Source organism: Pseudomonas sp. SDO52101_S400 (assembly GCF_054071635.1).
The window spans coordinates 123,596-137,418 of the sequence record NZ_JBSVWF010000005.1 but is presented as its reverse complement, the minus strand read 5'-3'; the positions used below and the strand labels follow the sequence as shown (position 1 = coordinate 137,418).

The window sequence follows — 13,823 nt, the reverse complement described above, 5'->3', positions numbered from 1 at the left end:
ACAATCGCGGCCTTATGACCGTAGAAGTGCGGTAGTGTTCCGACAATCTAACACACGGACGCCGTCCGTCCTGTTTTCCACTGGAGAAACCCGATGGCGCTAGAACGCTCCGACGTGGAAAAAATCGCTCATCTGGCCAGCCTTGGCCTTAATGATGCCGATCTTCCACATATCACTTCGGCCCTCAACAGCATTCTCGGGCTGGTCGACGAAATGCAGGCGGTCAATACCGATGGTATCGAGCCGCTGGCCCACCCGCTGGAAGCCAGTCAGCGCCTGCGCGCCGACGTCGTGACCGAGACGAATAATCGCGAGGCCTATCAGTCCATCGCACCAGCGGTCGAAAACGGCCTGTATCTGGTTCCGAAAGTCATCGACTAAAGGGAAAGAGCCTGCAATGCATCAAATGACTCTGGCCGAGATCGCCCGCGGTCTCGCCGATAAAAAGTTTTCCTCCGAAGAGCTGACCAAAGTCCTGCTGGCGCGCATTACCCAGCTCGACCCGCAGCTCAACAGCTTCATCAGCCTCACCGAAGAACTGGCCCTCGAGCAGGCGAAAGCCGCCGACGTGCGCCGGGCCAATGGTGAGAGCGGTGCGCTGCTTGGCGCGCCGATCGCCCACAAAGATCTGTTCTGCACCCAGGGCATCCGCACCAGCTGCGGCTCGAAGATGCTCGACAACTTCAAGGCCCCGTACGACGCCACCGTGGTCGCCAAACTGGCCGCCGCCGGCACCGTGACCCTGGGCAAGACCAACATGGACGAATTCGCCATGGGCTCGGCCAACGAGTCGAGCTGGTACGGCGCGGTGAAAAACCCGTGGAACCTGGAACACGTGCCGGGCGGCTCGTCCGGTGGTTCGGCGGCGGCGGTTGCCGCTCGTCTGTTGCCGGCGGCTACCGCAACCGACACTGGCGGCTCGATCCGTCAGCCAGCCGCGTTCACCAACCTCACCGGCCTGAAACCGACATACGGTCGTGTTTCGCGCTGGGGCATGATCGCTTACGCCTCCAGCCTCGATCAGGGCGGCCCGCTGGCTCGCACGGCCGAAGACTGCGCAATTCTGTTGCAAGGTATGGCCGGCTTCGATCCGAACGACTCCACCAGCATCGATGAGCCGGTGCCGGACTACGCCGCTGGTCTGAATGGTTCGTTGCAAGGCCTGCGCATCGGCGTGCCGAAGGAATACTTCGGCGCCGGTCTCGACCCGCGCATCGCCGACCTGATCCAGAACAGCATCAAGGAGCTGCAGAAGCTCGGTGCCGTGATCAAGGAAATCAGCCTGCCGAACATGCAGCACGCCATTCCAGCGTACTACGTGATCGCACCGGCAGAAGCCTCCTCCAACCTGTCGCGTTTCGACGGCGTGCGCTTCGGCCATCGCTGCGAAGACCCGAAGAACCTGGAAGACCTGTACAAGCGCTCCCGTGGCGAAGGTTTCGGCCCTGAAGTACAGCGCCGGATCATGGTCGGTGCCTACGCGCTGTCCGCCGGTTACTACGACGCCTATTACCTGAAAGCGCAGAAGATCCGTCGCCTGGTGAAGAACGACTTCATGGCCGCCTTTAATGAAGTCGACATCATCCTCGGCCCGACCACGCCAAACCCGGCCTGGAAACTCGGCGCCAAGAACAGCGACCCGGTCGCTGCCTACCTGGAAGACGTCTACACCATCACCGCCAACCTCGCGGGCCTGCCAGGCCTGTCGATGCCGGCCGGTTTCGTCGACGGTCTGCCGGTCGGCGTGCAACTGCTCGCTCCGTATTTCCAGGAAGGTCGCCTGTTGAACGTTGCCCACCAGTATCAGTTACACACTGACTGGCACACCCGCACCCCAACCGGCTTCTGAGGAGACATACATGCAATGGGAAGTCGTGATCGGGCTGGAGATTCATACCCAGCTCACCACCCGGTCGAAAATCTTTTCCGGTAGTTCCACCACCTTCGGCTCCGAGCCGAACACCCAGGCCAGCCTGATCGACCTGGGCATGCCCGGCGTGCTGCCGGTGCTCAACCAGGAAGCCGTGCGCATGGCGGTGATGTTCGGTCTGGCGATTGACGCCGAGATCGGTCAGCACAACGTGTTCGCCCGTAAAAACTATTTCTACCCTGACCTGCCGAAGGGCTACCAGATCAGCCAGATGGAATTGCCGATCGTCGGCAAGGGCCACCTGGACATCGCTCTGGAAGACGGCACGGTCAAACGTGTCGGCATCACCCGCGCGCACCTGGAAGAAGACGCCGGCAAGAGCCTGCACGAAGAATTCAGCGGCGCCACCGGCATCGACCTGAACCGTGCCGGCACACCGCTGCTGGAAATCGTGTCCGAACCTGACATGCGCAGCGCCAAGGAAGCCGTGGCTTACGTCAAGGCGATTCACGCGCTGGTGCGTTACCTGGGCATCTGCGACGGCAACATGGCCGAAGGCTCGCTGCGTTGCGACTGCAACGTGTCGATCCGTCCGAAAGGCCAGGCTGAATTCGGCACCCGCTGCGAGATCAAGAACGTCAACTCGTTCCGCTTCATCGAGAAGGCGATCAACTCCGAGATCCAGCGTCAGATCGACCTGATCGAAGACGGCGGCAAAGTGATCCAGCAGACCCGTCTGTACGATCCGAACAAGGACGAGACCCGTCCGATGCGCAGCAAAGAGGAAGCCAACGACTACCGTTACTTCCCCGATCCGGACTTGCTGCCGGTGGTCATCGAGGATTCGTTCCTCAATGACGTGCGCGCCACCCTGCCAGAACTGCCACCGCAGAAGCGCGAGCGCTTCCAGAGTGCGTTCGGTCTGTCGGCCTATGACGCCAACGTGCTGGCCACCAGCCGTGAACAAGCGGACTACTTCGAGAAAGTCGCGAGCATCGGCGGCGACGCCAAACTGGCGGCGAACTGGGTGATGGTCGAGTTGGGCAGCCTGCTCAACAAGCAGAACCTGGACATCGAGGATTCGCCGGTTTCGGCCGAGCAACTGGGCGGCATGCTGCAGCGCATCAAGGACAACACCATCTCCGGCAAGATCGCCAAGGTGGTGTTCGAAGCGATGGCCAACGGCGAAGGCAGCGCAGACGAGATCATCGAAAAGCGCGGCCTGAAGCAGGTTACCGACACCGGCGCGATCTCGGCGGTGCTGGACGAAATGCTCGCGGCAAACGCCGAGCAGGTCGAGCAATACCGTGCGGCAGACGAAGCCAAGCGCGGCAAGATGTTCGGCTTCTTCGTCGGTCAGGCCATGAAAGCCTCCAAGGGCAAGGCCAACCCGCAGCAAGTGAACGAACTGCTGAAAAGCAAGCTCGAAGGCTGACCACAATGGAGCCAGATCCAAAGCCTGGCTCCGATCCCTGGGGGAGCGGGCTGGCTCGTGAAAGCGGCGTAACAGTCAGCAGATATGTTGAATGTGAGTCCCCCTTCGCGAGCAAGCCCGCTCCCACATTGTTATTTGGGAGCTTTCGAATGAAACGTCTGCTCGGCGCCTGCGCCCTGCTCTCTTTGCTGGCCGGTTGCGCCAGCACAGACATCATCGACCCGCACGGTTACGACCAGACCGGTGTCGCCTCCTATTACGGAGCCAAACACCACGGTAAACGCACCGCCAGCGGCGAAGCGTTCAACCAGAATTCCCTGACCGCCGCCCACCGCCAGTTGCCATTCGGCACGCGGGTGAAGGTCACCAACTTGAAAAACGACAAGTCCTGCGTGGTGCGTATCAATGACCGCGGGCCGCACACCCGTGGGCGCATCATCGATGTTTCCCGCGAAGCCGCCGAGCGCCTAGGTATGCTGGGCAGCGGCACGGCCCGGGTTCGCGTGCAGGCCCTCGACGACTGATGGAGCGTCCACCATTTTCGGACTGACCGATTTACCGCTGATCAACGTGATCGAACTGCTCTGCGGATTGTTCCTGCTGATCGCCGGTGCCGAACTGATGGTCCGCGCCGCCGTGCGCCTGGCCGCGCGCCTGCATGTGCGGCCGCTGATCATCGGCCTGACCATCGTCGCGCTCGGCAGCAGCGCCCCGCAGATGGCGGTCAGCCTGCAAGCGACCCTGACGCACAACCCCGACATCGCGGTCGGCAGCGTAATCGGCAGCAGCATTTTCAACATCCTCGTGACCCTAGGCCTGTCGGCGCTGATCATTCCGCTGCGGGTCTCGCGGCAATTGGTGCGTCTGGATATCCCGCTGATGATCGGCGCCAGCCTGCTGGTGTTCGTGCTGGCCTGGAACGAAGAAATCGGCCGCTTTGACGGCGTCCTGCTGCTGGCGGCTCTGGGGCTTTATCTCGGTTTGCTGCTGCGTCAGTCGCGGCACTCGGCCCGGCCGCATTCCGATCATCCTCTGACTCAGCCGGCTCCATGGTTCACCAGCCTGTTGATGATCGTCGGCGGGCTGGCCATGCTGGTGTTCGCCGGGCATCTGCTGCTCGGAGCCGCCGTGGCGGTGGCCACCGATCTCGGATTCTCCGAGCGAGTCATCGGCCTGACCGTGGTCGCGGTCGGCACCTCCCTGCCGGAACTCGCCACCTCGTTGATCGCCGCATTGCGCGGCCAGCGGGACATTGCCGTGGGCAACGTGATCGGCGCCAACCTGTTCAACCTGCTCGGGGTCCTCGGCATCACGGCGCTGATTGCACCGACGCCACTGTCGGTGTCGCCGAACGCGCTGGACTTCGACCTGCCGGTGATGCTCGGCGTCGCCACGCTGTGTCTGCCGGTTTTCTATTCCGGTTACCGCGTGACCCGGGCCGAAGGCTTGTTGCTGCTCGGCTTGTACCTGGCGTACGGGCTGCACGTGGTGTCGTTCACCACCGGCATGCCGCTGGCCGGCAAGCTCGAACGACTGATGCTGTTTTATGTCCTGCCGACGCTGCTGACGTTTCTGTTTTTCACGTCCGTGCGCGCCTGGCGCCGCCAACACCACAAGAGGGATGTGCCATGACCGAATCGAAGAAATCCGGGGTCGAAATCCGCCGCCAGGTAATGGGCGATGCATTCGTTGATCGCGCCTTGGGCAATGCCACCGAATTCACGCAACCGTTGCAGGACTTCGTCAACGAACACGCCTGGGGCGGCGTATGGAATCGCGAAGGTCTGCCGCTGAAAACCCGCAGCCTGATCACCCTCGCGGCACTCACCGCACTGAAATGCCCGCAGGAGTTGAAGGGGCACGTGCGCGGTGCGCTGAACAATGGCTGCACAGTGGAAGAGATCCGCGAGGCGCTGCTGCATTGCGCGGTGTATGCCGGCGTGCCGGCGGCGATCGATGCGTTTCGCGCGGCGCAGGAAGTGATCGACAGTTACCAGAAGCCCGAGTAACAGCCGCCCCTCAGATCCACCCGCCCCACTGCAAAAAGAAGATCCCGACGTTGGTGGTGATCGCTGCCATCAACGTGGTCAACACAATGATCGCCGCCGCCAGTTCATGGTTGCCCTGCGCTGCGCGGGCCATGACAAAACTCGCGGCCGCCGTCGGGCTGCCGAAGTACAGAAACAGAATCCCCAGTTCCGCCCCGCGAAAGCCCCACAGCCACGCACCCAGCGTGGCGAACACCGGCAGACCGATCATCTTCACCAGACTCGAGCTGAGTGCCAGGCTGCCGCTCTTGCGTAGAGCCGCCAGCGACAGCGTGCCGCCAATGCAGATCAACGCCAGTGGCAACGTGGTCTGCGCCAGGTACTGGCCGGACGTTTCCAGCCACCCCGGCAGACCGATCTTGAACCAGGCAAACGGCGCCGCCGCGATCACGCTGATGATCAGCGGATTGCTGATGACGCTTTTGCAGATGCTCCACGGATCGGACTTGATCACCGGGCTGTAGACCGCCAGCACGATGGTCGACAGGGTGTTGTAGAAGAGGATCACCAGTGCCGCGAGGATCGCCCCGAGGGAAATCCCGTAGTCGCCATACATGCTCGCCGCCAACGCCAGGCCGATCACCCCGTTGTTGCCACGAAACGCGCCCTGGGTGTAGATCCCGCGATCTTCACGCGGACAACGGAAAATCGCCCAGCCCCAGGCCAGGGCAAAACTGGCCAGGGTGGCGAGGGCGAAGTAGATCAGGAGCGCCGGTTGCAACGCGGCGTGCAGGTCGGCGTGCAGGATGCCGAGAAACAGCAGCGCCGGCATGGTGACGTTGAACACCAGCGACGAAGCCGTGTGGATGAAGTTGTCGTTGATCCAGTCGATGCGCTTGAGCAGCACACCCAGAAACAGCATGGCAAACACCGGCGCGGTGATGTTCAGGGTTTCGAGGAAGATTGCCAGCATGCCGGGGAGCCTTGGAGGTGAGCGTCGTTAGGGGGCTAATGATAAGCCAAAAGCTTCAAAAGCCCCTCACCCTAACCCTCCCGAAACGTCGGACCGCCCGGAGGGAGAGGGAACTGACCGAGCTGTCTTGCGTCCTCCATCGACCTGCAAGACCGAGTCGATTATGGATTCGGTAAATCCCTTTCAGGTCGGTGTATTTCTGAAATATTCCCGGATCGGCCCCCTCTCCCACCGGGAGAGGGCTGGGGTGAGGGCATGGCCGGTGCAGGCACCACACCCCTCAAGCAGATCAAGTAATCGGCGCCGGGTTGAACAACGTAATGTCGTTATACAGTTTGTGCTTCTCCGCCCACGTCTGCTGCTTGCCGCTCGCCACATCCAGGTAGTAGTGGAACAACTCCCAGCCCAACTCCTCGATGGACGCGCGCCCGGTAGCAATCCGCCCGGCATCGATGTCGATCAGATCCGGCCAGCGCTGCGCCAGTTCGGTACGGGTCGACACTTTCACAACCGGCGCCATGGCCAACCCATAAGGCGTGCCCCGTCCAGTAGTGAACACGTGCAGATTCATCCCCGCCGCCAGTTGCAAGGTGCCGCAAACAAAATCACTCGCCGGCGTCGCACAGAAAATCAAACCCTTCTGCTTGAAGCGCTCCCCAGGACCGAGCACGCCGTTGATCGCGCTGCTGCCGGATTTGACGATCGAGCCCAACGACTTCTCGACAATGTTCGACAACCCGCCCTTCTTGTTGCCCGGCGTGGTGTTGGCGCTGCGATCCGCCTCGCCCTTGGCCAGGTAACGGTCGTACCAGTCCATCTCGCGCACCAGCTCCTCGGCAACGGTTTTGCTCTGGGCCCGCGAGGTCAGCAGGTAAATCGCGTCGCGCACTTCGGTGACTTCGGAAAACATCACCGTCGCCCCCGCCCGCAACAATAAGTCCGAGGCATAACCCAGCGCCGGATTGGCAGTAATGCCGGAAAACGCATCGCTGCCGCCGCACTGCATGCCGAGGATCAGCTCGGACGCCGGTACGGTTTCCCGGCGGCGCTGGTCGAGCTTCTTCAGGCGGACTTCGGCCAGTTCCATGATCTGCTCGATCATCTCGGTAAAACCGTGACTGGAATCCTGCAAGCGATACAGCCAAGGCTCGCTCAGGTCTACCGACGCATCGTCCTCGTGCATCACCTGCCCGGCCTGCAATTTCTCGCAGCCCAGGCTGATCACCAGCGCCTCGCCACCGAGGTTCGGGTTGCGCGCCAGATTGCGCACGGTACGGATCGGGATGTAGGCGTCGGTGGCTGTGATGGCCACGCCGCAACCGTAACTGTGGGTCAGCGCCACCACGTCATCGACGTGTGGATACTTCGGCAACAGTTCGTCCTTGATCCGCTTCACCGCGTGATCCAGCACCCCGGTGACGCATTGCACAGTGGTGGTGATCCCAAGGATGTTGCGCGTGCCGACGGTGCCGTCGGCGTTGCGATACCCCTCGAAGGTGTATCCCTCCAGCGGTGCCTGCGCGGCCGGCACTTCGGTGGACAGCGGCAGGCTGTCCAGCGGTGGCGCGGTCGGCATGCGCAGTTGATCCTCCTTGACCCAACTGCCACGGGGAATCGGCTGCAATGCATAGCCAATGATCTGGCCGTAACGAATCACCGTGCCGCCCTCGGGAATGTCCACGAGAGTGACCTTGTGACTCTGCGGCACAAAATCCACCGTCACCAGGCCATCGGCGAATTCAGTTCCGGCCGGAACGCCCTGGTCGTTCACCACTACCACTACGTTGTCCCGCTCGTGCAGGCGGATGTAGCGCGGCGAGTCGGAATGTTCAATCAACTGCATGGCGCCGCTCCTCAGGAATGCGCTTGAGACAATTTACCGGTGGCTTCGGAACCGCCATTGGTTGGCGGCTCTTTGAGGACCACACGTTTGATCGGGCCGACGATCACCAGGTAGCTGAACACCGCCACCAGCGCGTTGGCACCGACGAACACCAGCGCCCACTTGAACGAACCGGTGGAGCTGATGATGTAGCCGATGACGATCGGTGTAGTGATCGAGGCAATGTTGCCGAAGGTGTTGAACAGGCCACCGCTCAGACCGGCGATCTGTTTCGGCGAGGTGTCGGAGACCACCGCCCAGCCCAGCGCGCCCACGCCTTTGCCGAAGAAGGCCAGGGCCATGAAGCCGACCACCATCCATTCAACGTCGACATAGTTGCATGCGACGATGCTGCTCGAAACCAACAGACCGGCAATGATCGGCGCCTTGCGAGCGAAGGTCAGCGAGTGGCCCTTGCGCAGCAGGTAATCGGAAATCACCCCGCCGAGGACACCGCCGATAAAACCGCAGATCGCCGGCAACGAGGCAATGAATCCGGCCTTGAGAATGGTCATGCCGCGCTCCTGCACCAGGTACACCGGGAACCAGGTCAGGAAGAAATAGGTGATGCCGTTGATGCAGTACTGGCCCAGGTATACGCCGAGCATCATGCGATTGGTCAGCAACTGACGGATGTAATCCCACTTCGGGCCGTCAGCCTTTTTGCCTTGTTTCTGGTCCATGTCGACCATGCCGCCGTTGTCGGCGATGAACTTCACTTCCGCTTCGTTGGCCATCGGGTGCTGGCGCGGGCTGTGGATAACCTTCAGCCAGACCAACGAGAACACGATGCCCAGAATCCCCATGACGATGAACACATGTTCCCAACCAAAGGTGAACACGATCCATCCCATCAGCGGAGCGAACAGCACGGTGGCGAAGTATTGCGCCGAGTTGAAAATCGCCGAGGCCGTACCGCGCTCAGCCGTCGGGAACCAGGCCGCCACGATGCGTGCGTTGCCGGGGAACGACGGCGCTTCGGCCAGCCCCACCAGGAAGCGCAACATGAACAGCGCGACGATAGCCGTGGACATGCCGAACTCACCGACAAAGCCTTGCAGAACGGTGAACAGCGACCAGGTGAAGATGCTCAGGGCATAGACTTTTTTCGAGCCGAAACGATCGAGCAGCCAACCGCCGGGGATTTGCCCGGCCACGTAGGCCCAACCGAATGCAGAGAAGATGTAGCCGAGGGTGACCGCGTCGATGCCGAGGTCTTTTTGCAAACTGGAACCGGCGATCGCGATGGTGGCGCGGTCGGCGTAGTTGATCGTGGTCACCAGGAACAGCATGAGCAGGATCAAATAGCGGACGTGAGTCGGCTTGGACGATTGCATGTAGATGTACTCCCACTGATTATTTTTATGCGGGTAAAACATTCTTTGGTCTTGTGCCGCGCAGGGCCTTGGCAATAACCCTGCGCGGGTGCAGCGAGTTACGAACCGATGTAGCTGGTCTTCACGACCGTGTAGAACTCTTGCGCATAGCGGCCTTGCTCACGTGAGCCATAGGATGAACCCTTACGGCCCCCGAACGGAACGTGGTAGTCGACACCGGCGGTCGGCAGGTTGACCATCACCATCCCGGCCTGGGAATGACGCTTGAAGTGGTTGGCGTACTTCAGCGACGTGGTGGCGATGCCCGCCGACAGACCGAATTCGGTGTCGTTGGCCATGGCCAGCGCGGCGTCGTAATCGGCGACGCGAACGATGTTGGCCACCGGGCCGAAGATCTCTTCGCGGCTGATGCGCATCGACGCTTCGCTGTCGGCAAACAGCGTCGGTGCGAGGAAGTAACCCTCGGTATCGCAGGTCACCAGACCACCGCCGCTGACCACGCGCGCACCTTCGGACTGGCCGATGTCGATGTATTTCAGGTCCTGCTCAAGCTGTGCTTGCGAGACCACCGGGCCGATATCGGTGCCGGCCTTCAGCGCGTGACCGACCTTGATCGACTTCATGCGCTCGGCCATGGCTTCGACGAACTTGTCGTGAATCCCGGCGGTGACGATCAAGCGGCTCGACGCGGTGCAACGCTGGCCGGTGGAGTAGAACGCGCTCTGCACCGACAGCTCGACCGCTTGCTTGAGGTCGGCGTCGTCGAGAATGATCTGCGGGTTCTTGCCGCCCATTTCCAGTTGCACCTTGGCCTGGCGCGACACGCAGTTGACCGCGATCTGCCGCCCCACACCGACGGAGCCGGTGAAGCTGATGCCGTCGACTTTCGGGCTGTTGACCAGCGCTTCACCGACCACGCGGCCACTGCCCATCACCAGGTTGAACACGCCGGCCGGGAAGCCTGCGCGGGAGATGATTTCGGCCAGCGCCCAGGCGCAACCCGGCACCAGATCCGCCGGCTTCAACACCACGCAGTTGCCGTAGGCCAGGGCCGGGGCGATTTTCCACGACGGGATGGCAATCGGGAAGTTCCATGGGGTGATCAGGCCGACCACACCGAGGGCTTCGCGGGTGACTTCGACGTTGACGCCCGGACGCACCGACGGCACGTAATCGCCCGACAGACGCAGGCATTCACCGGCGAAGAACTTGAAGATGTTGCCGGCGCGGGTCACTTCGCCGATGGCTTCCGGCAGGGTCTTGCCCTCTTCCCGGGCCAGCAGGGTGCCGAGCTCTTCGCGGCGGGCGAGGATTTCAGTGCCGACTTTGTCCAGCGAGTCGTGGCGAGCCTGAATGCCCGAAGTCGACCAAGCCGGGAACGCGGCGCGAGCAGCGTCGATGGCGGCGTTGACCTGAGCCAGGTCAGCCTTGGCGTAGTCGCCGATGGTGTCGCTCAGTTCGGACGGGTTGATGTTGACCGAGTAATCGTTGCCGGCGACCCATTCACCGTTGATGTAGTTGTCATAGCGCTTGGTCACGAATCATTCTCCTGACGCAAAAGGCCGCTGAATGCTCAGCGGCCTTGTTTATAGAGTTGGGTTACTGCGCACCTTGCTTGTCGATCAGCGCGGCGAGCATTTCGTACTCTTCGCGGGTCAGGTCGGTCAGCGGCGCCCGCACCGGGCCTGCGTCATAGCCGGCGATCTTGGCGCCTGCCTTGACGATGCTCACGGCGTAACCGGCCTTGCGGTTGCGGATGTCCAGGTACGGCAGGAAGAAGTCGTCGATGATCTTGCCCACGGTGGCGTGATCTTCGCGAGCAATGGCGTGGTAGAAGTCCATCGCGGTTTTCGGGATGAAGTTGAACACCGCCGAGGAGTAGACCGGCACGCCCAGCGCCTTGTAGGCAGCGGCGTAGACTTCTGCGGTCGGCAGACCGCCGAGGTAGCTGAAGCGATCGCCGAGACGACGACGGATCGACACCATCAACTCGATATCACCCAGACCGTCCTTGTAGCCGATCAGGTTCGGGCAGCGCTCGGCCAGACGTTCCAGCAGCGGCGCGGTCAGGCGGCAGACGTTGCGGTTGTACACCACCACGCCGATGTTGACCGATTTGCACACCGCTTCAACGTGGGCGGCTACGCCGTCCTGGCTGGCTTCGGTCAGGTAGTGCGGCAGCAGCAACAGGCCTTTGGCGCCCAGACGTTCGGCTTCTTGAGCGTATTCGATGGCCTGGCGGGTCGAACCACCGACACCGGCAAGGATCGGCACGCTGCTGGCGCAGGTGTCGACGGCGGTCTTGATGATTTCCGAGTATTCGCTGGCAGCCAGGGAGAAGAACTCACCGGTGCCACCGGCGGCGAACAGGGCCGAAGCACCGTACGGGGCCAGCCATTCCAGGCGTTTGATGTAGCCAGCGCGGTTGAAATCGCCCTGGGCATTGAAATCGGTGACCGGGAACGACAGCAGGCCGGCGGAGAGGATGGACTTCAGTTCTTGTGGATTCATTATTCGAACACCCTGGTAGCAACGTTTTTTTGTGAGTGGACCGTTCAGCCTTCGCCGAAGTTGTAGGTCATCGTACAACTTAAAAGATAACCGTCAACTGCATTTCATCGCCGGGGGGTATTTTTTGTCGGACAAGATTTCTTTTTGACGTAGGAGATTTCTCGACTAGGCTCGATTTAACTGTATATACATACAGTTAAATAAAAATCTGCCGACGACATATCAAGGAGAAAGAAATGTCCGGTCTACAACCCAAATGCCTTGAAAAACCCACAACGGTCATCGCCCGTTTCGATGATCTTTTTACCCCCGGCGGCATCGCCTTCAGTGCTGAAAATCCGCATCTGTTGCTGCACATTGCCGACTCGCACAGCGATGTCGAACCCGCCCCCGCCCTGCCCGGCAAAGCCATGAAAGGCAAACCTTCGCTGCGCTTCGAAGGTGCGGAACACACGGCTATTGGCGATAACACCCGGCTGCGCTTCGTTGAAAACGCCGAACCGGTGCTTGCGCAAAATGTGCCGCTGCATCTGCCGAACGGGTTGGCGCTGACCTATGGCCAGGTGCTGGCGCTGGGCGGTGATTTCTACGGAGTTGTTGATCGACCGATCAACGAAGGCGCCACCCCGGCGGATCGCCTGCAACGCTTTTCAGCGGCGTTTGACACCCTCGCAACGCTGCCCGCCTCCCGGGCCGAAGCGCCACAGATTCTCGCGATCATGCAAAAAGAGATCGACGCCGTTAAACAGGCGATCAAGGACGGCAAACCACCCCACGAAGCCTACGACGCACTGGGAGATACGTTGTCGGAAGAGTGGAACAAGATCACCGGCGGCGGCAGTTTCGTCTCGGCGCTGTTCCCCCTCGGTCGCTACCTGAAACTGGCGGCAAACAATGCCGACCATTTCGGCGAATGGGCACGGCAGGCCTACATCGCCGGGCACACCGCCGCCCTGCAAACCGCCGCTGCTGCCCACGCCAGTCAGGACGAACTGCAACTGGGACGGGCCTACGCGATGAACGCCTTTGCCGATCACTACCTCACCGATCTGTTCTCTTCCGGGCATTTACGAGTGCCACGCAAAGCCATGGCTGCCGCAGTGACGCCGAGCGATCTGGGCTCGCTGATTACCCGCTTCATGCACGACGAAGACAGCAAATTCGGCCTCAAGGTGCGCAATGCCCGCGGCGAGCAATGGCGTGCATTCGGCGACAAACGCTTCTTCGAAGCCGCCGACACCGACAATCGCAATCAGGTGAATCAGGCGGTGCAGGATTCGGCGGACGAGGTGTATGCCGCCTATTCCAGTGGCAACGTGCCGACCACCTTCAACGCCCTGCAACGGTTGCCGGACCTGACTTTGGTGATGAGTCTGACGAACAACTTTTCACCGCTATTCCGCGTCCAGGGCAACAAGGTCCTGCGGCGCAAGGACGTGAACAACCTCAACGACACCGCCACCGTCAACGACTGGTGGGGCTGGAGCACTTACCTGCTGCTCAAGGACTATCACCCGACCGGCAACACGAATTAAGGAGCGATTCGATGAGCATCAAATTGAAACTGGAACTGGCCTCGGGCCAATCGTTGAAAGGTGCGCCGCTGCAATTGCTGCGCGACGGCGTGGCCATAGCCCGGGCGTCGGTGGACGCTCAGGGCCAGGCGACGTTCGACGTCAGGCCCGGCCCGGGCAACCTCGCGGTCAGGGTGGATCGTTCGATTCTGCCCCAGAGCTGAAATGCCCGGACAAGATTGCCCCGGCGCGTATCACGAATTCGCCGGGTAAAGTGCGACGACTGCCGCGAAGGATCGCGGCAGATCTTTCA

The 13,823-nt window shown here is 61.4% G+C and carries 13 protein-coding genes; 8 read left to right on the top strand and 5 right to left on the bottom strand.

Features of this window, described 5'->3' with window-relative positions; translation table 11 throughout:
- The first annotated feature begins 93 nt into the window (after positions 1–93).
- The 6 genes from gatC (at position 94) to ACW9HX_RS03830 (ending at position 5,314) form a co-directional block, all read left to right on the top strand.
- Positions 94–381 carry an Asp-tRNA(Asn)/Glu-tRNA(Gln) amidotransferase subunit GatC gene (gatC, locus tag ACW9HX_RS03855; protein WP_093226736.1) on the top strand — a complete coding sequence of 96 codons (288 nt, stop codon included), beginning with the start codon at positions 94–96 and terminating at the stop codon, positions 379–381.
- A 16-nt stretch (positions 382–397) separates the two neighbouring features.
- Positions 398–1,849 (top strand): Asp-tRNA(Asn)/Glu-tRNA(Gln) amidotransferase subunit GatA, encoded by a 1,452-nt coding sequence (gatA, locus tag ACW9HX_RS03850; protein WP_457379559.1) that lies wholly within the window; start codon positions 398–400, stop codon positions 1,847–1,849.
- Between the two features lie 10 nt (positions 1,850–1,859).
- A complete protein-coding gene (gene gatB / locus ACW9HX_RS03845; protein ID WP_457379558.1) occupies positions 1,860–3,305 on the top strand; it encodes an Asp-tRNA(Asn)/Glu-tRNA(Gln) amidotransferase subunit GatB in 1,446 nt (481 codons plus the stop codon).
- A gap of 149 nt (positions 3,306–3,454) precedes the next feature.
- Positions 3,455–3,829 (top strand): septal ring lytic transglycosylase RlpA family protein, encoded by a 375-nt coding sequence (locus tag ACW9HX_RS03840; RefSeq protein WP_457379557.1) that lies wholly within the window; start codon positions 3,455–3,457, stop codon positions 3,827–3,829.
- Between the two features lie 46 nt (positions 3,830–3,875).
- Positions 3,876–4,937, top strand: coding sequence for a calcium/sodium antiporter (locus ACW9HX_RS03835; protein WP_457379556.1), 1,062 nt, complete (start codon positions 3,876–3,878; stop codon positions 4,935–4,937).
- A complete protein-coding gene (locus ACW9HX_RS03830; RefSeq protein ID WP_315446843.1) occupies positions 4,934–5,314 on the top strand; it encodes a carboxymuconolactone decarboxylase family protein in 381 nt (126 codons plus the stop codon). Before ACW9HX_RS03835 ends, ACW9HX_RS03830 begins: the two co-directional genes overlap by 4 nt.
- A 10-nt stretch (positions 5,315–5,324) precedes the next feature.
- Here the strand turns inward: ACW9HX_RS03830 and ACW9HX_RS03825 are convergent, their stop codons facing one another.
- From ACW9HX_RS03825 to kdgD, 5 genes are all read right to left on the bottom strand, one after another.
- The gene (locus ACW9HX_RS03825) at positions 5,325–6,266 is read right to left on the bottom strand and encodes an AEC family transporter (protein WP_457379555.1); all 942 of its coding nucleotides are present in this window, start codon (positions 6,264–6,266) and stop codon (positions 5,325–5,327) included.
- Between the two features lie 289 nt (positions 6,267–6,555).
- Complete coding sequence (garD, locus tag ACW9HX_RS03820; RefSeq protein WP_457379554.1) at positions 6,556–8,109, bottom strand: galactarate dehydratase; 1,554 nt, start codon at positions 8,107–8,109, stop codon at positions 6,556–6,558.
- Positions 8,110–8,120: 11 nt separating this feature from the next.
- Positions 8,121–9,485 carry an MFS transporter gene (locus ACW9HX_RS03815; RefSeq protein WP_192563519.1) on the bottom strand — a complete coding sequence of 455 codons (1,365 nt, stop codon included), beginning with the start codon at positions 9,483–9,485 and terminating at the stop codon, positions 8,121–8,123.
- A 98-nt stretch (positions 9,486–9,583) separates the two neighbouring features.
- The gene (locus ACW9HX_RS03810; RefSeq protein WP_221534374.1) at positions 9,584–11,023 is read right to left on the bottom strand and encodes an aldehyde dehydrogenase family protein; all 1,440 of its coding nucleotides are present in this window, start codon (positions 11,021–11,023) and stop codon (positions 9,584–9,586) included.
- Between the two features lie 61 nt (positions 11,024–11,084).
- Positions 11,085–11,996, bottom strand: a complete 912-nt coding sequence (kdgD, locus tag ACW9HX_RS03805; RefSeq protein ID WP_007953624.1) for a 5-dehydro-4-deoxyglucarate dehydratase — start codon at positions 11,994–11,996, stop codon at positions 11,085–11,087.
- A gap of 236 nt (positions 11,997–12,232) precedes the next feature.
- Between kdgD and ACW9HX_RS03800 the strand changes: the two genes are divergently transcribed.
- The gene (locus ACW9HX_RS03800; RefSeq protein ID WP_457379553.1) at positions 12,233–13,531 is read left to right on the top strand and encodes a phospholipase; all 1,299 of its coding nucleotides are present in this window, start codon (positions 12,233–12,235) and stop codon (positions 13,529–13,531) included.
- A gap of 11 nt (positions 13,532–13,542) precedes the next feature.
- A complete protein-coding gene (locus tag ACW9HX_RS03795) occupies positions 13,543–13,734 on the top strand; it encodes a hypothetical protein (RefSeq protein ID WP_457379552.1) in 192 nt (63 codons plus the stop codon).
- Positions 13,735–13,823 lie beyond the last annotated feature (89 nt).

Bases quoted from the DNA above. Each gene is read 5' to 3' on its own strand.
- ACW9HX_RS03840 (WP_457379557.1), top strand. From the start codon at position 3,455: ATGAAACGTCTGCTCGGCGCCTGCGCCCTGCTCTCTTTGCTGGCCGGT.
- garD (WP_457379554.1), bottom strand. From the start codon at position 8,109: ATGCAGTTGATTGAACATTCCGACTCGCCGCGCTACATCCGCCTGCAC.
- ACW9HX_RS03800 (WP_457379553.1), top strand. From the start codon at position 12,233: ATGTCCGGTCTACAACCCAAATGCCTTGAAAAACCCACAACGGTCATC.
- gatA (WP_457379559.1), top strand. From the start codon at position 398: ATGCATCAAATGACTCTGGCCGAGATCGCCCGCGGTCTCGCCGATAAA.
- gatB (WP_457379558.1), top strand. From the start codon at position 1,860: ATGCAATGGGAAGTCGTGATCGGGCTGGAGATTCATACCCAGCTCACC.
- ACW9HX_RS03795 (WP_457379552.1), top strand. From the start codon at position 13,543: ATGAGCATCAAATTGAAACTGGAACTGGCCTCGGGCCAATCGTTGAAA.
- ACW9HX_RS03825 (WP_457379555.1), bottom strand. From the start codon at position 6,266: ATGCTGGCAATCTTCCTCGAAACCCTGAACATCACCGCGCCGGTGTTT.
- ACW9HX_RS03830 (WP_315446843.1), top strand. From the start codon at position 4,934: ATGACCGAATCGAAGAAATCCGGGGTCGAAATCCGCCGCCAGGTAATG.
- gatC (WP_093226736.1), top strand. From the start codon at position 94: ATGGCGCTAGAACGCTCCGACGTGGAAAAAATCGCTCATCTGGCCAGC.
- ACW9HX_RS03815 (WP_192563519.1), bottom strand. From the start codon at position 9,485: ATGCAATCGTCCAAGCCGACTCACGTCCGCTATTTGATCCTGCTCATG.
- kdgD (WP_007953624.1), bottom strand. From the start codon at position 11,996: ATGAATCCACAAGAACTGAAGTCCATCCTCTCCGCCGGCCTGCTGTCG.